18 protein-coding genes are annotated in these 18,623 nt (G+C 63.7%); 9 read left to right on the top strand and 9 right to left on the bottom strand.

The annotated features are described in order from the left end of the window. Window positions 1-121 precede the first annotated feature (121 nt). Genes ACSQ3E_RS27560 through ACSQ3E_RS27545 form a run of 4 tightly spaced genes read right to left on the bottom strand, consistent with a single transcriptional unit; the run spans window position 122 to window position 3,314 of the window. Complete coding sequence (locus tag ACSQ3E_RS27560) at window positions 122-595, bottom strand: hypothetical protein (protein WP_436125107.1); 474 nt, start codon at window positions 593-595, stop codon at window positions 122-124. After that, a complete protein-coding gene (locus tag ACSQ3E_RS27555; RefSeq protein WP_310321678.1) occupies window positions 596-1,477 on the bottom strand; it encodes a MurR/RpiR family transcriptional regulator in 882 nt (293 codons plus the stop codon). It lies immediately after the preceding gene. Continuing rightward, window positions 1,474-2,538, bottom strand: coding sequence for an ABC transporter ATP-binding protein (locus tag ACSQ3E_RS27550; RefSeq protein WP_436125165.1), 1,065 nt, complete (start codon window positions 2,536-2,538; stop codon window positions 1,474-1,476). The genes ACSQ3E_RS27555 and ACSQ3E_RS27550 overlap by 4 nt, the downstream gene beginning before the upstream one ends. A gap of 5 nt (window positions 2,539-2,543) precedes the next feature. Beyond that, window positions 2,544-3,314: an SDR family oxidoreductase gene (locus tag ACSQ3E_RS27545; RefSeq protein WP_436125106.1), complete on the bottom strand. Its 771-nt coding sequence runs from the start codon at window positions 3,312-3,314 to the stop codon at window positions 2,544-2,546. A 191-nt stretch (window positions 3,315-3,505) separates the two neighbouring features. Between ACSQ3E_RS27545 and ACSQ3E_RS27540 the strand changes: the two genes are divergently transcribed. From ACSQ3E_RS27540 to ACSQ3E_RS27525, 4 genes are all read left to right on the top strand, one after another. Beyond that, window positions 3,506-4,741, top strand: coding sequence for an ABC transporter substrate-binding protein (locus ACSQ3E_RS27540; protein WP_436125105.1), 1,236 nt, complete (start codon window positions 3,506-3,508; stop codon window positions 4,739-4,741). Window positions 4,742-4,817: 76 nt separating this feature from the next. After that, window positions 4,818-5,687: a carbohydrate ABC transporter permease gene (locus tag ACSQ3E_RS27535; RefSeq protein ID WP_436125104.1), complete on the top strand. Its 870-nt coding sequence runs from the start codon at window positions 4,818-4,820 to the stop codon at window positions 5,685-5,687. Then, the gene (locus ACSQ3E_RS27530) at window positions 5,684-6,511 is read left to right on the top strand and encodes a carbohydrate ABC transporter permease (protein WP_310321688.1); all 828 of its coding nucleotides are present in this window, start codon (window positions 5,684-5,686) and stop codon (window positions 6,509-6,511) included. The genes ACSQ3E_RS27535 and ACSQ3E_RS27530 overlap by 4 nt, the downstream gene beginning before the upstream one ends. Before the next feature lie 41 nt (window positions 6,512-6,552). Beyond that, window positions 6,553-8,025 (top strand): M81 family metallopeptidase, encoded by a 1,473-nt coding sequence (locus tag ACSQ3E_RS27525; protein ID WP_436125103.1) that lies wholly within the window; start codon window positions 6,553-6,555, stop codon window positions 8,023-8,025. A gap of 34 nt (window positions 8,026-8,059) precedes the next feature. Here ACSQ3E_RS27525 and ACSQ3E_RS27520 read toward each other — a convergent pair whose 3' ends face one another. The 5 genes from ACSQ3E_RS27520 to ACSQ3E_RS27500 all read right to left on the bottom strand — a co-directional run bounded on the left by ACSQ3E_RS27520 (window position 8,060) and on the right by ACSQ3E_RS27500 (window position 13,576). Beyond that, complete coding sequence (locus tag ACSQ3E_RS27520) at window positions 8,060-8,980, bottom strand: ABC transporter permease (protein WP_436125102.1); 921 nt, start codon at window positions 8,978-8,980, stop codon at window positions 8,060-8,062. After that, entirely contained in the window at window positions 8,980-10,047 is a 1,068-nt protein-coding gene (locus ACSQ3E_RS27515; RefSeq protein WP_310321697.1) for an ABC transporter permease, read from the bottom strand. The genes ACSQ3E_RS27520 and ACSQ3E_RS27515 overlap by 1 nt, the downstream gene beginning before the upstream one ends. Beyond that, complete coding sequence (locus ACSQ3E_RS27510) at window positions 10,031-11,572, bottom strand: ABC transporter ATP-binding protein (protein ID WP_436125101.1); 1,542 nt, start codon at window positions 11,570-11,572, stop codon at window positions 10,031-10,033. The genes ACSQ3E_RS27515 and ACSQ3E_RS27510 overlap by 17 nt, the downstream gene beginning before the upstream one ends. Window positions 11,573-11,664: 92 nt before the next feature. After that, on the bottom strand, window positions 11,665-12,759 hold the full coding sequence (locus tag ACSQ3E_RS27505) for a BMP family ABC transporter substrate-binding protein (protein ID WP_436125100.1): 1,095 nt from the start codon (window positions 12,757-12,759) through the stop codon (window positions 11,665-11,667). 46 nt (window positions 12,760-12,805) lie between these two features. Beyond that, complete coding sequence (locus tag ACSQ3E_RS27500; protein ID WP_436125099.1) at window positions 12,806-13,576, bottom strand: GntR family transcriptional regulator; 771 nt, start codon at window positions 13,574-13,576, stop codon at window positions 12,806-12,808. Window positions 13,577-13,819: 243 nt separating this feature from the next. Between ACSQ3E_RS27500 and ACSQ3E_RS27495 the strand changes: the two genes are divergently transcribed. The 5 genes from ACSQ3E_RS27495 to ACSQ3E_RS27475 all read left to right on the top strand — a co-directional run. Further along, entirely contained in the window at window positions 13,820-14,686 is an 867-nt protein-coding gene (locus tag ACSQ3E_RS27495) for an aromatic ring-hydroxylating dioxygenase subunit alpha (protein ID WP_310321708.1), read from the top strand. 27 nt (window positions 14,687-14,713) lie between these two features. Further along, window positions 14,714-15,619 (top strand): aromatic ring-hydroxylating dioxygenase subunit alpha, encoded by a 906-nt coding sequence (locus ACSQ3E_RS27490; RefSeq protein WP_436125098.1) that lies wholly within the window; start codon window positions 14,714-14,716, stop codon window positions 15,617-15,619. Window positions 15,620-15,660: 41 nt separating this feature from the next. Further along, window positions 15,661-17,427, top strand: coding sequence for a Rieske 2Fe-2S domain-containing protein (locus ACSQ3E_RS27485; protein ID WP_436125097.1), 1,767 nt, complete (start codon window positions 15,661-15,663; stop codon window positions 17,425-17,427). Window positions 17,428-17,436: 9 nt separating this feature from the next. Beyond that, entirely contained in the window at window positions 17,437-18,084 is a 648-nt protein-coding gene (locus tag ACSQ3E_RS27480; protein ID WP_436125096.1) for a glutathione S-transferase family protein, read from the top strand. A gap of 61 nt (window positions 18,085-18,145) precedes the next feature. After that, the coding region (locus tag ACSQ3E_RS27475) for an alcohol dehydrogenase catalytic domain-containing protein (RefSeq protein WP_436125095.1) at window positions 18,146-18,623 on the top strand (478 nt) is incomplete at its 3' end.

Here is an 18,623-nt window from a genome sequence, read left to right as displayed (position 1 = left end):
GATATCTTGCAGTCAAGCGCAAAGGCTGCAAGATCAAAGTTTCTGCCTTGCAGGGACCAGGAGGCGGAAAACGAAAAAGGCGCCCACAGGGCGCCTTGAAGAGTTCGAGCAGGCCGAAAGCCTACTTGTATTTCATGTAACCGACGAAACCGGTGATCCTCCAGCGGCCGTCCTGCTTGCGGCAGAAGTAGAGCGTCTGCCAGTTGAGTACGTCGTCGCTGCCGTCGGCGCGGCGGATGGTGCCGTCGAATTTCTTGCGCGCCAGGGCGACGTCGCCTGTGATGTCGATCTCGGTGAGGTTCGTGGCGCGGAAGATGCCGTCGGCTAGCGGCTCGGCATATGCGGTGGCCGCCGTCTCGGCCGCCTGGCGCAGCCACTCGTCGCGATAGACCGAGAGCGTGGGGAAGGCGGCATTCCATTCGTCGGGATTGGCGGCGTTGTGGGCGTGGATGCCGAGGAAGCGCTGTGCGTCAAAGTCGCCTGCGACCATCGACCAGTCCTGGCCGACGAAGGCCGCGATGTCGCGCTCGACAAGCATCTCCCAGATCTGGGCGCGGTCGATGTCGTTGGGGAAGGGGTTCTGTTTGGGGTTCATTCAATCACCTAGGGGCAGTCTGGGATCGTCGACCTTCAGCATGCTGAGGCTCTGCTTGATGCGGCGCAGGCCTTCGAGCACGTTGGTGCCGCGGGATTCGGCGGTCGCGGTTGCGATCATGTCGAGGATGGCGAGCAAGGCGAAGCGCGACGAGGTCGGCTTGTAGATATTGCCGTCTTCGATCGGCTGGAACGGGATGACGATGTCGGCGACCTTGGCCAGCGCCGAGCCGGGCGCGGTCACTGCCACGGTCTGCGCGCCATATTGGCGAGCGACCTGCACGGCATCGATCACCGACTTGGCGTGGCCCGATACCGAGAAGGCCACGACAGTTGTCTCGGGCTTGGCGACCGCCGCATACATGCGTTGCAACTGGCCGTCGACCTGGGCGACAACAGACAGGCCAAGGCGAAACAGGCGGTTCTGCAGTTCCGTTGCCATCATCGAGGAGATGCCGCCGGAGCCGAAGCACAATATGTGCTGCGAGGTTGAAAGCCGCTCGGCCACCGCGATCAGTGTGCCCATGTCGAGGTTGTCGGAGGCGCGCTGGATCGCTACGACCGCGGCTTCCGTGACCGCCGAGGCGATGCGCTGTTCGCGCGCGTCGCGGCTGAGCGGCTCAGGCTTGAGATATTGCCCGCCGATGGCGATGGCCTGCGCCAGGAAGAACTTGAAGTCGCGCACACCGTCGCAGCCGAGGTTGCGGCAGAATCGCGTGACCGTTGGTTCGCTGACGCCGACGCGCGCGGCGATCTCCGAAATGGCGGCCTTGGAGGCGAAGTCGAGATCCGACAGCACCAGACTGGCCAGGCGCTTGTCGGACTTCGAGCCGTCCTGCGCCATGACCTGAAGTCGGGTGATGATGTCGGCGATGTTGCTCATACGGGCAGGCCGGTCGCCTTGTCGAAGAGGTGGATATTTTTGGGGTCCGCGGTAACCGGCAGCGTCTCGCCCGGCTTGACCGACACGCGGTCGCGGAACACAGCCCGCACCTGTTCACCGCCGACCGAGCCATAGATATGCGTCTCGGAGCCGGTCGGCTCGACGACGTCGATCTTGAGTTTCATCGCCGCATCGGTGCTGCTGATGACGAAATGCTCGGGCCGGATGCCGGCCTCGACCGCGCCGCCGAATGCCGATGCGCGGCCGCCGTTCAGCGACAATTTCTCGCCGTCCGTCGTCTCGAAGTGGGTGCCCGACGCGCCGAGCTTGCCCGAGACGAAGCTCATCGACGGCGAGCCGATGAAGCTTGCGACGAACTTGTTGGCCGGCTTGTCGTAGAGTTCGAGCGGCGCACCCACCTGCTGGATCTTTCCCTGGTTCATGACGACGATACGGTCGGCCATGGTCATGGCCTCGATCTGGTCGTGTGTCACGTAAACCACCGTCGATTTCAAGCGCTGATGCAGCGCCTTGATCTCGGTGCGCATCTGGACGCGCAATTGCGCGTCGAGATTGCTGAGCGGCTCATCGAACAGGAACACCGAAGGTTCGCGCACGATGGCGCGGCCCATGGCGACGCGCTGGCGCTGGCCGCCGGAAAGCTGGCGCGGATAGCGGTCGAGATAAGCGTGCAGGTTGAGGATCGCGGCGGCGTTCTTGATCTTCGCGTCGATCGCGGCCTGCGCCTCACCCCTTATCTTCGGGCCGAAGCCGATGTTCTCGGCAGCGGTAAGGTGGGGAAACAGTGCATAGGACTGGAACACCATGGCGATATTGCGCTTTTGCGGCGGCAGGTCGTTGGCGCGCACGCCGCCGATCAGAAGGTCGCCATGGCTGATCGGCTCGAGCCCGGCCAGCATGCGCAGCAAGGTTGACTTGCCGCAGCCGGAGGGGCCGACGAGCACGACGAATTCGCCGCTCGGAATGTCGAGATTGATGTCATCGAGCACGCTGTGCTGGCCGAACGACTTGGACAGGTTGCGGAAGGTCACGCCGGTCATGGTCTTCACGCTCCCAGGATATCGTCGATGAAAGGCAGGCAGCCGGCGGTCAGCCCGGCGTCAACAGGCAGCACCGTGCCGGTGATGCCGGAGGCGCGCGGCGAGGCGAGGAAGGCGACCGCCTCGGCCACCTCCTGTGCGTTGACGATGCGGCCAAGCGGATAGAGCCGCTGCAGCTTGCCGAGGATGGCGGCATCCTTGGCTAGGCGATGGTCCCAGGCGGGCGTGCGGATCGAACCCGGGCAGACGACATTGGCGCGGATGCCCTGGCGTCCATGCTCGACCGCAATCGCGCGCGACAGGGCGTTGATGCCGGCCTTCGCCGCCGCATAGGCCGGATTGCCGAAATGCGATAGCGCGTTGACCGAGGAGATGAAGACGAAGGTACCCGAGGCGCGCGCCACCATCGGCTTTAGGAGCGCATTGGTGAAGCTGGCGATGCCGGTCAGGTTGAGGTCGATTTCGGTCTCGATCCGCTCCTGGGTCAGCGCCGGCATGGTTTCGGCGCGCGTCCAGCCGGCATTGTTGATGACGATGTCCGGCACGCCGTCGGCTTCGACCAGCTTGCGCGAAGCAGTCTCGATACGGGCGCGGTCGGTCAGGTCGAAGCTGTGGCGGCCGGCGAGTTCAAGCCCGTCCATTGCCTCGATGGACTGGTCGCAGCCAATGACGCGGGCGCCGCGCGCGGCGAAAATCGCAACCAGCGCACGGCCGAGGCCGCCGCCGGCTCCGGTGATCAGGACGGACTTTCCGCGAAACTCGTCGTTTAGGTTCAATTCTGTGCTCCCACAGCGATCTTGGCCGCTTTCTGCCTTCAGGACTATGGCCGAAAATGTAATTAAGCAACAAAGAAAATCGCTTGATATGCCGAAAATCGCCGATAATGTAAGAAAGTCACTTAATCAAACAGGCGCGTTGAAGCGCTGGAGGAGCGGGCCTGCGCCCGCGGGAGCAAGGGAACACCGACATGGCGATTTCAAAGTGGAAGACCGGCCTGCTGGCCGGGTTGAGCGTGCTGGCCTTGGCGGCCCAGGCGAATGCCGGTGAGGTCCGGGTGACGGTCGCCGAATACAGCTCGAAGACCGGCCCCTATTTCCAGGAAGTGGAAAAGGCGTTCGAGGCGGCCAACCCCGGCATCGACGTCAAGTTCGAGGTCGTGCCGTGGGATGTGCTGCTGCAAAAGCTGACCACCGACATCACCGCCGGCACCAATGCGGACCTGTCGATCATCGGCACCCGCTGGCTGATCGACTTCGTCCAGCAGGACGTCGCCGAGCCGCTCGACAGCTACATCACGCCCGACTTCAAGGGCCGCTTCATCGACACCTTCCTGTCGCCGTCGATCATGGACGGCAAGACCTACGGCCTGCCGATCGCCGCTTCGGCGCGCGCCATGTATTACAACAAGGAACTGCTCGAAAAAGCCGGCGTCGCCAATCCGCCGGCGACCTGGGCCGAGCTCAAGGACGCCGCCGCCAAGATCAAGGCGCTGGGCGGCGAGAACTACGGCTACGGCCTGCAGGGCAAGGAAATCGAGACCGACGTTTACTATTATTACGCGATGTGGTCGCAGGGCTCCGAGATCCTCGACAAGGATGGCACATCAGGCCTCGACAGCGCCGGTGCCATCGAGGCGGCCAAGCTCTACAAGTCGCTGATCGACGAGGGGCTGACCCAGCCCGGCGTCACCTCCTATGCCCGTGAGGATGTGCAGAACCTGTTCAAGCAGGGCAAGGTCGGCATGATGATCACTGCACCCTTCCTGTCCAACCAGATCAAGGAAGAAGCGCCGAACCTGAAGTATGGCGTTGCCGCCATCCCGGCCGGTCCGACCGGTGCACGCGGTACCTATGGCGTCACGGACTCCATCGTCATGTTCAAGAACTCGAAGAACAAGGACGAGGCCTGGAAGCTGCTCGACTTCCTGTTCCAGACCGACTGGCGCGCCAAGTTCACCCAGGGCGAAGGCTTCCTGCCCGTGAACAAGGAAGAGGCCAAGATGGACTATTACGTCAACAATGCCGACCTCGCCGCCTTCACGGCCCTGCTGCCTGATGCGCGCTTTGCGCCGGTCATTCCGGGCTGGGAAGAAATCGCCCAGGTCACCTCGGATGCGATGCAGAAGGTCTATCTCGGCGAGGGCGATCCGGAAGCCCTGCTCAAGGAAGCAGCGGCAAAGGCTGACGGCATCCTGAAGAAGTAATTCTCCTTCCTCCCGCCGGTGGCGCACTTCTGGGTGCGCCGCCGGTTCCCTGTCCCGTGCTCCGGCCAAGGCTCTCATGCACAATCGCGCACTGCCATATCTGTTGACGCTGCCGAGCCTGATCCTGGCCGCGGTGGTGATCTTCTGGCCGGTCCTCGACCTGATCCAGATCGCCACCCATGAGGTCAGCCGCTTCGGTCAGTTGCGCGACTTCAGCGGCGTCGCCAATTTCTCGGCACTGATTGCTGATCCCGATTTCATCAAGGCACTGCTGCGCACAGGGGTGTGGACCGCGGCCGTCGTCGGCGGCGCGCTTTTGGTGTCGATCCCGGTGGCGGTTATCCTCAACACGGATTTCTACGGCCGTTCGGTGGCGCGGGTCATCGTCATGCTGCCCTGGGCGGTGTCACTGACCATGACGGCCATCGTCTGGCGCTGGGCGCTGAACGGCGAAAGCGGCATGCTGAATTCCGCCCTTCGCGGGCTTGGCCTTGCCGACCAGAACATCCAGTGGCTGGCGAGTGCGGCGACCGCCTTTCCGATGCAGATCATGATCGGCATCCTGGTGACGGTGCCGTTCACCACCACCATCTTCCTGGGTGGGCTGTCGTCGATCCCTGACGACCTCTACGAAGCCGCCGCACTCGAAGGTGCTGGGCCGGTGCAGCAATTCAGGCGGATCACCTTTCCGCTGCTCAAGCCCTTCGTCAACATCGCCATCGTGCTCAACACGATCTACGTCTTCAACTCGTTCCCGATCATCTGGGTGATGACGCAAGGCGGGCCGGCCAACTCGACCGACATCCTCGTCACACATCTCTACAAGCTGGCGTTCCGCATCGGCAAACTCGGCGAGGCCTCCGCCGTCTCGCTGGTGATGCTGGCGATCCTGCTTGTCTTCACCGCCATCTACATCAGGCTCGCGATGCGGGGAGAACGGGCATGATCTCGCCAAAGCTCAAGCGCACCTTCATCGCCTGGGGGCTGCTCGCGCCGCTGGTCGTCATCACCTTGTTCCCGTTCGCGGTGATGTTCCTGACCGCCGTCAAGCCGGCTCAGGAAGTGCTGACACCGAACTGGTGGCCGAGCGAATTCCGCTGGCGCAATTTCTACGACATGTGGGTTGCGGCAGGCTTCGGCCAGGCGCTGGTCAACTCGCTGCGTGTGTCGCTGATCGCCACCATCGGCGCGATTCTCGTCTCGATCCCCGCCGCCTATGCGATGTCGCGCTTCCGCTTTGCCGGGCACGGCGCCTTCCGGCACTTCCTGCTGGTGTCGCAGATGATCTCGCCGATCGTGCTGGTGCTCGGCCTGTTCCGGCTGCTCGCCTCCTTCGGTCTGGTCGAAAGCCTGAATGCCGTCGGCGGCGTCTATATGGCCTTCAACATCGCCTTCACCGTGTGGATGTTGCAGAGCTATTTCGACACAATCCCGCGCGATCTTGAGGAAGCCTCCTGGATGGAAGGTGGCAGCCGCTGGTTGACCTTGCGCAAGGTGTTCCTGCCGCTCTGCGTGCCGGCCATCGCCGTCACCGCCATCTTCACCTTCATCAATGCGTGGAACGAATTCGTCGTGGCACTCACCATGCTGCGCAGCCAGGAAAGCTACACGCTGCCGATCCAGGTGTTTTCGCTCGTCGCCGGCCGCTATACGGTCGAATGGCACTACGTCATGGCGGCGACGCTCGTCGCTACCGTCCCGGTCGCCATCCTGTTCGTCTGGCTCCAGCGCTACCTCGTCCGCGGGCTGGCGCTCGGCGCCGTCAAGTGACCGTTACCTCCGCCTCCCAACAACAAAGAAACGAACCAATAATGCGCATCTTCACCGCCTCGCTGGCGACCGAAACCAACACCTTCTCACCGGTGCCGACCGACCGCGCCTCGTTCGAGATGGCGTTCTATGCCGGGCCGGGCCAGCATCCGGAGACGCCGACCTTGTGCTCGTCGCCGATCGTGGCGCTGCGCCGCCGCGCCGAGGCTGACGGGCTGACTGTCGTAGAAGGCACTGCGACCTGGGCCGAGCCGGGCGGGCTGGTGCAGCGCCAGACCTTCGAGGCGCTGCGCGACGAGATCCTTGACCAGCTCCGGGCAGCCATGCCTGTCGATGCGGTCATTCTTGGCTTGCACGGAGCGATGGTCGCCCAGGGCTATGACGACTGCGAAGGCGACCTGCTCGCCCGCGTCCGCGACATCGTCGGCCCCGATGTCGTTGTCGCTTCGGAGTTCGATCCGCACAGCCATCTGACGCCGAAGCGCGTTGCCGCCTGCAACGTGCTCGCAGCCTTCCTCGAGTTCCCGCACACCGATTTCTACGAGCGTGGCGAGCACGTCGTCGAGCTTGGCCTTGCCGCCGCACGCGGCGAGATCAAGCCAGTCATCTCGACCTTCGACTGCAGGATGATCACGGTGCTGCCGACCAGCCGTGAGCCGATGCGCTCCTTCGTCGACCGCATCAAGGCGCTGCATGGCAAGGACGGCATCCTGTCGGTGTCGGTGATCCATGGCTTCATGGGCTCCGACGTGCCGGAGATGGGTTCGCGCATCGTCGTCGTCACCGACAACGACAAGGCCAAGGGTGATGCGCTGGCCGAAAAGCTCGGCCGCGAGCTCTATGCCATGCGCGAAAAGACGGCGATGGACATGGTCGACACCGATGCCGGCATCGACCAGGCGCTCGCCGCGCGCAAGGCCAATCCAGCCAAGCCTGCGGTCATTGCCGACGTCTGGGACAATCCCGGCGGCGGCGTTGCCGGCGACGGCACCTTCGTGCTGCGCCGGATGCTGGAGCGTGGCCTCGACAAGGTCGGTGTCGCGACCATCTGGGACCCGATCGCGGTGACCTTCTGCCATGCCGCCGGCGAAGGTGCCATCATTGACCTGCGCTTCGGCGGCAAGGCCGGCCCGCAGGCCGGTGAGCCGATCGACGCCAAAGTTCAGGTTCTGAAGGCGGTCGAGGAAGGCTGGCAGAGCTTCGGGCCGAGCCGTGTCACGCTCGGGCTGGCGGCTCTCGTGCGCATTGTCGGCACAGAGGTTGATGTCATCCTCAACACCAACCGCACCCAGACCTTTGAACCCGACATCTTCACCAATCTCGGCGTCGACCTGGCCAGCAAGGACATCCTGCTGGTCAAGTCGACCAACCATTTCTACGCCGGTTTTGCGCCGGTTGCGGCCGAAATCGTTTATGTCGACGCGCCGAGCTCCTATCCGAGCAATCCGCGCGTCACCAACTACACCAAGCTTGTCCGTCCGGTCTGGCCCAGGGTGAGCGATCCCTGGGCGTGAGTGGCGAGGCCGCCAGGCCCCGCCATTCGTTTCGTCAGGTCGCTGGCCGGAACGGCTTGGCCAGCGATGCCGGGAAATGCAGCGCCAGCATCTGGCGGTTCTGCGAGATGATGACCAGCACCACGATCGTTGCCAGATAGGGCAGGGCGGAGAGCAGTTCCGACGGGACTGCGATACCAAGCGCCTGGCCCTGCAGCTGCAGGATGGTCATGCCGCCGAACAGCCAGGCGCCAAGCAGCACGCGCAGCGGCCGCCATGTCGCGAACACCACCAGCGCCAGCGAGATCCAGCCCTTGCCGGCGGTCATGTTCTCGACCCACAGCGGGGTGTAGGCGACCGACAGATAGGCGCCGGCGAGACCGGCCATCAGCCCGCCGAACAAGACGGCGAGATAGCGGATGCGGATCACCGGATAGCCGATGGCATGCGCCGTCTCGGGCGACTCGCCGATGGTGCGCAGCACCAGCCCGCCCTTGGTGCGGTACAGGAACCAGCTGATGACGGCGAACATGACGATGGCGAAATAGACCATCGGATCGAAGCGGAACAGCATCGGCCCGATCACCGGAATGTCCGAGAGATAAGGGATGTAGATCTTCTTCAGCGCGTCGATCGGCGCCGAGCCGAAATTACGGCCGAGGAAGGCCGACACGCCCGAGCCGAAGATGGCGAGCGCAAGACCCGCGGCATACTGGTTGGTCAGAAAGGTCAGCGCCAGCACGCCGAAAAGCAGCGATGCTGCGGCACCTGCAAGGGCCCCCGCAAGGATGGCGATCGGCATCGGCAGGCCGGCGACGATGGCCCAGAAGGCGAAGGCGGCACCCATCAGCATCATGCCTTCGATGCCGAGGTTGAGGACGCCAGATTTCTCGACGACGAGCTCGCCGAGTGCTGCAAAGATCAAGGGTGTGGCGGCAATGATGGTGCCGGTGAAGATGGCAATGAACAGGTCCATCAGGCATGCTCCGGAATGCGGCGAAGCCGGTAGAAGATGAAGAAGTCAGCGGCGAGCAAAAAGAACAACAATATGCCCTGGAAGATGCGGGTGAGCGCAGCCGACAGGCCGAGGTTCATTTGCACTGCTTCGCCGCCGAGGAACAAGAGCGACATCAGCAATCCGCCCAGCACGATGCCAAAAGCGTTAAGACGGCCGATGAAGGCGACGATGATCGCAGCGAAGCCGTAGCCGGGCGAGATCTGCGGCGACAGCTGCCCGAGCGGGCCAGAGACCTCTGCCATGCCGGCGATGCCGGCGGCAGCGCCACCGGCGAGCAGGCCGGTCCAGACAGCCGACGACTCACGGAAGCCGGCGTAGCGAGCGGCGAGCGGTGCGGCACCGCTGACCGACATCTTGTAGCCGAGGAAGCTGCGGTCGGTGAACAGCCACATCAGGAACACGGCAACCACGGTTATGAACACCGAGGCGTTGAGCCGATAGGCATAGTCGAAGGGCTCGAACATCGCCGCCGCCGACAAAAGGGCCGTCTGCGGATAGTTGAACCCGGCCGGATCGCGCCACGGGCCGTGCACCAGCCACGACAAAAGCAGCGTGGCGATATAGGTCAGCATCAGCGTGACCAGGATCTCGTTGGTGTTCATCCGCGCCCTGAGGAAGGCGGGGATGGCGGCCCAGGCCATGCCGGCGATGGCACCGGCGAAAAACATCAGCGGCAGAAGCAGCCAGCTGTCGGGGTTGGGGTAGAACAGCCCCACGCCGCAGGCGGCGATGGCACCGATGATCAACTGGCCCTCGGCGCCGATGTTCCAGACATTGGCGCGGAAGCCGACGGCCAGGCCGCAGGCGATCAGGATCAGCGGCGAGGCCTTGAGCAGCCACTCGGACAGCCCGTTCATCGAATTGAGCGGGCTGATGAAGAAGGCCTGCAGTGTCGCCAGCGGGTCGTAGCCGAGGACGGCAAACAACAGCGAGCCGACGAGAAGGGTCAGTCCGGTCGCGATGACCGGTGCCGCCACCCGCATCCTGGCGGATGGTTCCGGTCTTTGTTCAATCCTGAATCGCAACTTCGCCTCTCCCATTGGTGCCGTTGCCGCGGTCGACCCTTGTCATCAGCAGGCCGATTTCCTCGCGGTTGGTTTTTGTCCTGATCAGTGGCGGCGAGACCTGGCCCTGGCAGATGACGAGCAGCCGGTCGCAGATCTCGAACAGCTCGTCGAGCTCCTCCGAGATCACCAGCACGGCCGCGCCCGACCGGCTCAAATCGACGAGCGTCTGCCGGATGAAGGCGGCAGCACCGACGTCGACGCCCCAGGTCGGCTGCGCCACCAGGAACAGCTTCGGTTCGAGCGCGATCTCACGGCCGACGATGAATTTCTGCAGGTTGCCGCCCGACAGGCTCTGGGCGCTCGACTGCGGGCCGTTGGCCTTGACCTTGAAGCGCTCGATGATCTTGGCGGCGAAGCTGTTTGCCTGCTTGCGGTCGACGAGACCGTTGCGCACCAGGCCGGAGCGGTGGGCCGTCAGCACGGCGTTCTGCCACAGCGCGTGTGGTGGTACCGCTCCGCGGCCAAGCCGCTCTTCCGGCACGAAGGCCATGCCGAGCTTGCGCCTTTCGCTGGCGTTGAGATGGGCCGCAGCCTTGCCGCCGATCTGGATCGACAGCGCATTGGCATGTGTGCGTTCGCCGCTGAGCAGCGAGATCAACTCGGCCTGGCCGTTGCCGGAAACGCCGGCAAGCCCAACGATCTCGCCACCGCATACCTCGAAGGAGACGTTCTTGAGTTCGACGCCATATTTGTCGCGAGCAGGAGCGGTGAGCCCGCGCACCTCGAGCACCGGCTTGTCGCTTGGCACCGAGGGCGAGACGTGCATTTCGGGCAGCTCCGCGCCGACCATCAGCCGGGCGAGTTGCGCAGACGTGCTTTCCTTGGGCCTAGCGGTGCCGGTGACTTTGCCGTTGCGCAGCACTGTCGCGGTGTCGCAAAGCTCCTGCACTTCATCGAGCTTGTGGCTGATGTAGACGATCGAACAGCCTTCGGCGGCGAGCTGGCGCAGCGTCTCGAACAGCCTGACCACGGCCTGCGGCGTCAGCACCGAGGTCGGCTCGTCGAGGATCAGCAGCTTCGGCGCCTGCAGCAGGCAGCGCACGATCTCGACGCGCTGGCGCTCGCCGACAGACAGGTCGTGGACGCGGCGATAGGGGTCGATCGGCATGCCGTAGCGGTTCGACAGTTCGGTGATCTGGCGCGCCAGCGTGTCGAGGTCGAAGGTGCTCGATACGGCAAGTGCGATGTTCTCAACGACGGTGACCGATTCAAACAGCGCGAAATGCTGGTAGACCATCTCGATGCCGAGCGCACGCGAGGTCGCCGGCGTGTGAGCGGCAATGGGTTTGCCGTCGCAGAAGATCTCACCGGAATCGGCCTGGGCCGCACCGTAGATGATCTTCATCAGGGTTGATTTGCCGGCGCCGTTTTCGCCGAGCACTGCATGGATTTCGCCTGGCATGATCGACATCGAGATGTCGTCATTGGCAATGATGCCGGGATAACTTTTGGTGATGTTGCGCAATTCGAGGCGTGGGGGCATAGCCGGGTCCTGCCGTGAGGGTTGGACGGTGCGCAGCCATAGACCACCGGGACTTGCGCCCCGGTGGAATTGCTAGCGATTGCGAGGGAGGATCAGGCGAGCTTGCCGATCATCCCCTTGACGAACCAGTTCATGCCGCGGATGTCGGCATCGGCCAGCACGCTGCCGGCCGCGACCTTGACGTTGCCGTCCTGGTCCTTGAGTTCGCCGGCATAAGGATGGACCTTGCCTGAGCCGATGTCGGCTTCGAGCTGCTTAAGCTTGGCAATCACGTCGGCCGGGATCGCTTCGTTGTAGGGCGCCATCTTGACCACGCCGCCGGCGAGACCGTCCCAGCGCGCTTCCGGCTTCCAGGTGCCGGCAGCAACGCCCTTGGCGGCGCCGACATAGTCGCTCGACCAGTCGAGCGTGAAGGCGGTGAGCTGCTTGCCGGAACCGAACTTGGCCATGTCGCTGGCGTAGCCAATCGACCATGCGCCGCCTTCGCCGGCAACCTGCACGCCGGTGGCGGTATCGGTCATCGAGCAGATGACGTCACAGCCCTGCGACAGCAGCGTGTTGGCGGCTTCCTTTTCCTTGCCCGGATCGAACCAGGAATTGAGGAAGATGGCGTTGCAGGTGGCGTCGGGATTGACGCTTTGCGCACCGAGCAGCAGCGCATTGGCCGGGCCGACGATATCGGGGATCGGGAAGCCGCCGATGAAGCCGATCTTGCCGTTCTTGCTCATATGCGCGCCGGCAGCCCCGGCAACGAAGGTGCCTTCGTAATACTTGGCCTCGAAGGTGCCGAGATTGGCGAGGTGGACGATGCCGGAGCAATGCTCGAAGGCGACCTTCGGGAAGCGCGGCGCCACCTTCTGCATCGGCGTGCCATGCGAGAAGGAGGTGCCGAAGATCAGCTGGTTGCCGGAAGCGGCGAGCTCGCGGAACACGCGCTCGGCGTCCTGCGGCATGAAGATGTTGTCGATGACTGTCAGCGCGACCTTGTCGCCGAACTCGGCCTTGATGGCGTCGACGCCCAGGCTGTGCTGCTTGGTCCAGCCGATGTCGGCGATCGGCGAGACATAGACGACGCCGATCTTGAGCGGCTCCTGGGCGCTGGCGATGCCGGCAAGGCCGCTGGTGCCGAGTGCCGCACCTGCGGCCCCGGAATATTGCAGAAATTGCCGTCTGGTCAGATTGAACATGGTGGTAACCCTCTGTTGGTTGGATGCGCCCGGCTTTGTGCCGGGTCTATTTTACGACGTGGACATGGGTGTGCGCCCGTGCCCCGCCATTCTCTCCTGCCTTCTTTCGTGGTGCCGGTTTTGGCGGTTCGCCGGCCTTGCCGTCGAGATAGGGTTCGAGCGCTTCGCGTGGCGTCAGCTCGGGAAAGACCTGGCGGTCCATGATGTAGCCGCGCACGACGGAGCGGTGGTGCGCGTCGATCAGCTCCATTGCCGGCTTGAGCCGGCCTTTTTCGAGCAATTCGACCACGCGGGCATGGTCGTCGAGCAGGTTGCAATAGTCGAAATCGGCGGTGATCAGCGAGCGCAGCAATGTGGTGCGGCGGACCAGCTGGGCATGGATCTCCTGCATCACCTTATTGCGGCTGAGCCGCACGAAGACGGTGTGGAATTCTTGGCCTAGCACGTCGGCGAGCGCGTCGTTGCCTGAAGCCACGGCCTGGCGCTGGCGCTCGACATGCTGGCGCAGTTCGGCCCAGCCGGCTGGGCCGAGGCGGTCGCTCAGCTGAGCGGCGACGCCCTGTTCGACAAGCGTCAGCGCGTCATAGATTTCCATTGCGTCCTGCATGCTGGGACGCGCGACAAAGGCACCGCGGTTGCGCTCGATCTGGGCGAGACCGTCATCGGCGAGGCGGATCAGCGCCTGGCGGATGACGATGCGGCTGACGTCGAAAACCTCCGACAGCTCGCGCTCGCCGAGCTTGCAGCCGGGCACGAGGCGGTGATCGAGGATCGCCCGCGTCAGGATATCGGCAATGGCCTGCGAGCGGTTGCTCATGGCATTCTCCTCCCCGCCAGCGCCTTTGGCTTGCTTGGCGGCCAGCCCGGTTATCGCTGCGCCGACGGCGCCGCATATCCCGAGTTGCGTTTCTCATATCGGTAGTCAATCAAATCAAGCTGTCAATCAAAATTCTTTCTTTGGCATGCAAATTGTCATTGATTGATATCCAATCCTGTGGTTCCAATATCGGCATAACAGAGCTAGGTTCACGGGGAAGTGCTAGCCAACAGGGAGGGTGCGATGAGCACAGCAGCCCTTTGTAGCGACAGAGTCCTGCTTAACGATTGGCATGTGGTCGCCGACCTCACCAACCTGTCGGTGGCCGCGCCGTTTCACACCCGTTTGCTTGGCGTCGACCTCACCATTCATTGCCGTGGCCGCTACAACAAGGAAGTGGTCCGCGACGACACCGGGGCGCTGGTCAATTCGACCAAGCGTTACGGTTTCCTGTGGGCCTGCCTCGGCAAGCCGGAGCGCGACATCGTCTTCGTGCCCGAAGCCGAGGAGGGCGACCGTTATCTCGTTACCGGCGGCTCGATCGCGGTCAAGGTGTCGGGCCTGCGGGCGGTCGAGAATTTCCTCGACATGGGCCATTTCCCCTTCGTCCACACCGGTTGGCTCGGCGACGAGCCGCATACCGAGGTCGCGCCCTACAAGGTCGAGCTGACGGCCGCCGACGAACTGGTCGCCACCGAATGCAAGTTCTACCAGCCGGTGGCTTCGCCGACGGCCAAGGGAGGCTTCGTCGTCGACTACATCTACAAGGTGATCCGGCCCTACACGGTGGCGCTCTACAAGAGCAATCCGGTGCAGAAGGACCGGCTCGACGTCATCACGCTCTTCGTCCAGCCGGTCGATGAGGACAATTGTGTTGCCCATCCCTTCCTGACCTACCTCAAGGACGGGATCGACGAGGCTGGTATCCGCAGCTTCATGCAACTCATCTTCGCCCAGGACAAACCCATCCTGGAGAACCAGGTGCCCAGGCGCCTGCCGCTCGACCCTCGCGCTGAAACGCCCATCCGGGCAGATGCCGTCGCCGTGCTGTACCGGCGCTGGCTGCGAGACAAGTCGGTCACTTACGGCGCAATACCGGCGCGGATGTGATCCGCACCCTTTGTGAAGGATATCAGTATGACCAAGACGCGATGCACGGATCAGGTGATCCTCGACCTCTGGCACCCGCTGGCCGCCCTGTCGGAAGTGGCAGCTGGTGTCGTGGTCGACACGGTGCTGCTCGAGGAGCGTCTCAGCTTTGCCATCGACGGTGAGGGAAATGTGGCCGTCTGGCGCGACCGCACCGATCTTCCCGAGGGCAGCCCTGTCGATATTGCCACCGTTGCCGGCAAGCTGCCGCTGAAGCTCGCCTATGGCTACATCTGGACCTCGCTCGGCAATCCGCCAGCCGACCTGTTCCCGATCCCGGAGTTCGACGAGGCCGATCGCCGCAAGCTCAACGCGGCCACTTTCGGCGTCAATGTCTCGGCGCCGCGGGCGATCGAGAACTTTCTCGACATGGGTCACTTCCCTTATGTCCACACCGATATCCTCGGTGCCGAACCGCACACGGAAGTGAAGGAATACGACGTCGAGATCTCCGTCGATCGCGACGAGATCCTGGCGACGCGCTGCCGCTTCTTCCAGCCGATGGCATCGACGACCTCGGACGGCGGTGCCGATGTCGACTACATCTATCGCGTGCCGCATCCCTATTGCTCGGTTCTCTACAAATCGAGCCCGATGGACGAGAACCGCCTCGATGTCATCGCCGTCTTCCTTCAGCCGATCGACCAGGAGCATGTCCGCGCGCACATGCTGTTGTGCGTGCTGGACGAGGACAATGAAGACAAGGTCATCAAGCGCTTCCAGCAGACCATCTTCGGGCAGGACAAGCCGATCCTGGAGAACCAGTTCCCGAAGCGGCTGCCGCTCGATCCGCGTGCCGAAACACCAATCCGTGCCGACAAGTCGGCGATCGCCTACCGCCGGTGGCTGAGCCAGAAGGGCGTGACCTACGGGGTCATCCCGGCCGCCACCTGAGTGCGTGAAGGCGCCAACGAAAAGATCTTAGCGAGGAACATATGCTCGACCTAGCCAAATCCAGATGGCATCCCATCGCCGCGGCGCACGACCTTCCGTTGCGTCATGTTTTCCACGGCCAGCTGCTCGGCCGCGAATTCGCCGTCTGGCGCGCCGATGACGGTTACGTCAACATCTGGGAAAACCGCTGCCTGCATCGCGGCGTGCGCCTGTCGATCGGCATCAATGATGGCCGTGAACTCAAGTGCCAGTATCATGGCTGGCGCTATTCGAACCGAACCGCCGGCTGCACCTACATCCCGGCCCATCCGGCCGACGCACCGGCCCGCACCATCACCAACCGCACCTTTGCCGCCGTCGAGCGTTACGGTCTTGTCTGGTCGGCGGAAGAGCCGCAAGGCGAAGTGCCTGAGGTGGCTGGGCTCGCCGAGGGCAAGCTTCTGGCGCTGCGCGGCATTCCGGTCAACGCGCCGGCCGACGTCGTCGCTGCCAGGCTGAAAGGCTACCGCTTCCAGCCGAGCGGCAAGATCGACGGCAAGGACGCCAAGGTCGCGGTCGAAGCTGCAAGCACCTTTTCGGTCGCGCTGCGTTCGAGCGAGGGCGAAGCCGGCACGCTTGCCGTGTTCTTTGTCCAGCCGGTCGATTCCAATCGTTCGGTGATCCGTGGCGTGCTCGACAGCCAGGTCGAAGGTGCGACGCGCCTTGCCGTGCTGCGTCATCACAACGAGCTTCTGTCGCAATTGCGTGTGGCAGTCGAAGCGGAGGCCGCGCGGGAGCCGGCACCGGCGCCGCTGGAGCCGGTCATTGAACGTGTCTCGCCTGAACTGGCCGAGATGCCCGAAGAGACCAAGCACGGCCGCAAGGCGACGATCCGCGTCGAGGTTGCCAGGAAGTGGCCGGCTGCCGACGGCATCGCCGGCTTCGAGCTTCGGCCGATCAAGGGGCTGCTGCCGACCTTCCAGCCCGGCGCGCATATCGACGTGCACCTCCCCAACGGCCTGATCCGGCAGTATTCGATCACCAATGGTCCGGGTGAAAGCGACAGCTACGTCATCGGTGTCAAGCTGGAGCGCGACTCCAAGGGCGGTTCAACCTGCCTGCACGAGACAGTGCGCGAAGGCGACGTGCTGGCGATCTCCGAGCCGCGCAACAACTTCCCGCTGCGTCGCGACGCGGTGAAGACCATCTTCATCGCTGGCGGCATCGGCATCACGCCGCTGCTCGCCATGGCCCAGGCGCTCACCAACCAGAGCCTCGGCCACGAACTGCACTACTTCGCCCAGAACGAAGCCCAGCTCGCCTTCCCGGAGAAGACAAGCACGCTCGGCGCCTCGCTCAAGCCGCATCTTGGGCTTTCGCCCGACCAGACCGGCGCCAAGTTGCGCGAAATCCTGTCAGGCTACGGCCCCGACAAGCATGTCTATCTCTGCGGCCCCGGGCCGATGCTGGAGGCGGCGCGCAGCATTGCCGCCGAGATGGGCTGGCCCGAGACGGCGGTGCATTTCGAATACTTCAAGAACACCAATGTCATCGACGACAGCACCAGCTTCGAGGTCGCGCTGGCACGCTCCTGCATGACGCTGACGGTGCCTGCTGGCAAGACGATCCTCGAAGTGATGCGCGACGCCGGCATCGACATGCCGTCGTCATGCGAGCAGGGCGCCTGCGGCACCTGCCTTGCCACCGTCATCGAAGGCGAGCCCGACCATCAGGACGTCTATCTCAACGATGCCGAGCGCAAGTCCGGCACCAAGATCATGACCTGCGTGTCGCGTGCCAAGTCGGCGCGGCTTGTACTCGACCTCTAGGAGTTACCGATGATTACGCTTTACGACTACGAACTGTCGGGCAACTGCTACAAGCTCAGGCTTTTGATGGGCATGCTCGGTGTCGAGTGGAAGACGATCCCCGTCGACTTCTATCCCGGCCGCGAGCACAAGTCGGACTGGTTCCTCAAGATCAATCCGCTCGGCCAGCTGCCTGTCATTGATGACGACGGGCTTATCCTGCGCGACGCCCAGGCGATCCTTGTCTATCTCGCCTCGAAATACGACACGTCGGGAACCTGGTACCCGCGCGACAATGCGGCCCTGCTCGGCGAGATCAGCCAGTGGCTGGCCTTTGCCGACGGCATAACCGGCACCGCGTCCGCCGCCCGCCTGCATGACGCGTTGTTCTACGACTTCGACGTCGAGGCGGCGCGCGCGGGCGCGCATCGGCTGTTCCGCATCCTCGACGAGCATCTGTGGTTCGGCGAGCAGGAAGGGCGCGACTGGATTTGCTCGGCGTCGCATCCGACGATCGCCGACATCGCCTGCTTCCCCTACATCATGCTGTCGGAAGAGGGCGGCATACCCAGGCAGGACTATCCGGCGATCCGCCGCTGGTGCGATCGTGTCAAGCGCATCAATGGCTTCACGGTGATGTCGGGCGTCTTCCCCGCCGGTCCGGCCAAGGCAGCCTGAAGCAGTTCAACGCAATTCAGCCGGGCAGCGGTCCGGCAATCGAGACATTGGGAGTGAAAGCATGAAAACCCGCGCCGCCGTTGCCGTAGGAGCTGGAAAGCCGCTCGAGATCATGGAGGTCGACCTCGAAGGTCCGCGCGAGGGCGAGGTGCTGGTCGAGATCAAGGCGACCGGCATCTGCCACACCGACGAATTCACGCTGTCGGGTGCCGATCCCGAAGGCATCTTTCCTGCGATCCTCGGCCATGAAGGTGCCGGCGTCGTCGTCGATGTCGGCAAGGGGGTCACCTCGCTCAAGAAGGGCGACCACGTCATCCCGCTCTACACGCCCGAATGCCGCTCCTGCCCGTCCTGCCTCAGCCGGAAAACCAACCTCTGCACCGCAATCCGCTCGACGCAAGGGCAAGGCCTGATGCCGGATGGCTCGAGCCGCTTCTCGATCGGCAAGGACAAGATCTTCCACTATATGGGCTGCTCGACGTTTTCGAACTTCACCGTGCTGCCCGAGATCGCGCTCGCCAAGGTCAATCCGGACGCCC

This window comes from Aminobacter sp. LjRoot7 (genome assembly GCF_964252895.1).
GTDB classification, from domain to species: domain Bacteria; phylum Pseudomonadota; class Alphaproteobacteria; order Rhizobiales; family Rhizobiaceae; genus Aminobacter; species Aminobacter aminovorans_B.
This window is presented reverse-complemented; position numbering and strand designations above follow the sequence as displayed.

Excerpts from the sequence above, each read along its gene's own strand:
- ACSQ3E_RS27560 (WP_436125107.1), bottom strand. The coding sequence starts at position 595 with ATGAACCCCAAACAGAACCCCTTCCCCAACGACATCGACCGCGCCCAG.
- ACSQ3E_RS27555 (WP_310321678.1), bottom strand. The coding sequence starts at position 1,477 with ATGAGCAACATCGCCGACATCATCACCCGACTTCAGGTCATGGCGCAG.
- ACSQ3E_RS27550 (WP_436125165.1), bottom strand. The coding sequence starts at position 2,538 with ATGACCGGCGTGACCTTCCGCAACCTGTCCAAGTCGTTCGGCCAGCAC.
- ACSQ3E_RS27540 (WP_436125105.1), top strand. The coding sequence starts at position 3,506 with ATGGCGATTTCAAAGTGGAAGACCGGCCTGCTGGCCGGGTTGAGCGTG.
- ACSQ3E_RS27535 (WP_436125104.1), top strand. The coding sequence starts at position 4,818 with ATGCACAATCGCGCACTGCCATATCTGTTGACGCTGCCGAGCCTGATC.
- ACSQ3E_RS27530 (WP_310321688.1), top strand. The coding sequence starts at position 5,684 with ATGATCTCGCCAAAGCTCAAGCGCACCTTCATCGCCTGGGGGCTGCTC.
- ACSQ3E_RS27525 (WP_436125103.1), top strand. The coding sequence starts at position 6,553 with ATGCGCATCTTCACCGCCTCGCTGGCGACCGAAACCAACACCTTCTCA.
- ACSQ3E_RS27520 (WP_436125102.1), bottom strand. The coding sequence starts at position 8,980 with ATGGACCTGTTCATTGCCATCTTCACCGGCACCATCATTGCCGCCACA.
- ACSQ3E_RS27510 (WP_436125101.1), bottom strand. The coding sequence starts at position 11,572 with ATGCCCCCACGCCTCGAATTGCGCAACATCACCAAAAGTTATCCCGGC.
- ACSQ3E_RS27505 (WP_436125100.1), bottom strand. The coding sequence starts at position 12,759 with ATGTTCAATCTGACCAGACGGCAATTTCTGCAATATTCCGGGGCCGCA.
- ACSQ3E_RS27500 (WP_436125099.1), bottom strand. The coding sequence starts at position 13,576 with ATGAGCAACCGCTCGCAGGCCATTGCCGATATCCTGACGCGGGCGATC.
- ACSQ3E_RS27495 (WP_310321708.1), top strand. The coding sequence starts at position 13,820 with ATGAGCACAGCAGCCCTTTGTAGCGACAGAGTCCTGCTTAACGATTGG.
- ACSQ3E_RS27490 (WP_436125098.1), top strand. The coding sequence starts at position 14,714 with ATGACCAAGACGCGATGCACGGATCAGGTGATCCTCGACCTCTGGCAC.
- ACSQ3E_RS27485 (WP_436125097.1), top strand. The coding sequence starts at position 15,661 with ATGCTCGACCTAGCCAAATCCAGATGGCATCCCATCGCCGCGGCGCAC.
- ACSQ3E_RS27480 (WP_436125096.1), top strand. The coding sequence starts at position 17,437 with ATGATTACGCTTTACGACTACGAACTGTCGGGCAACTGCTACAAGCTC.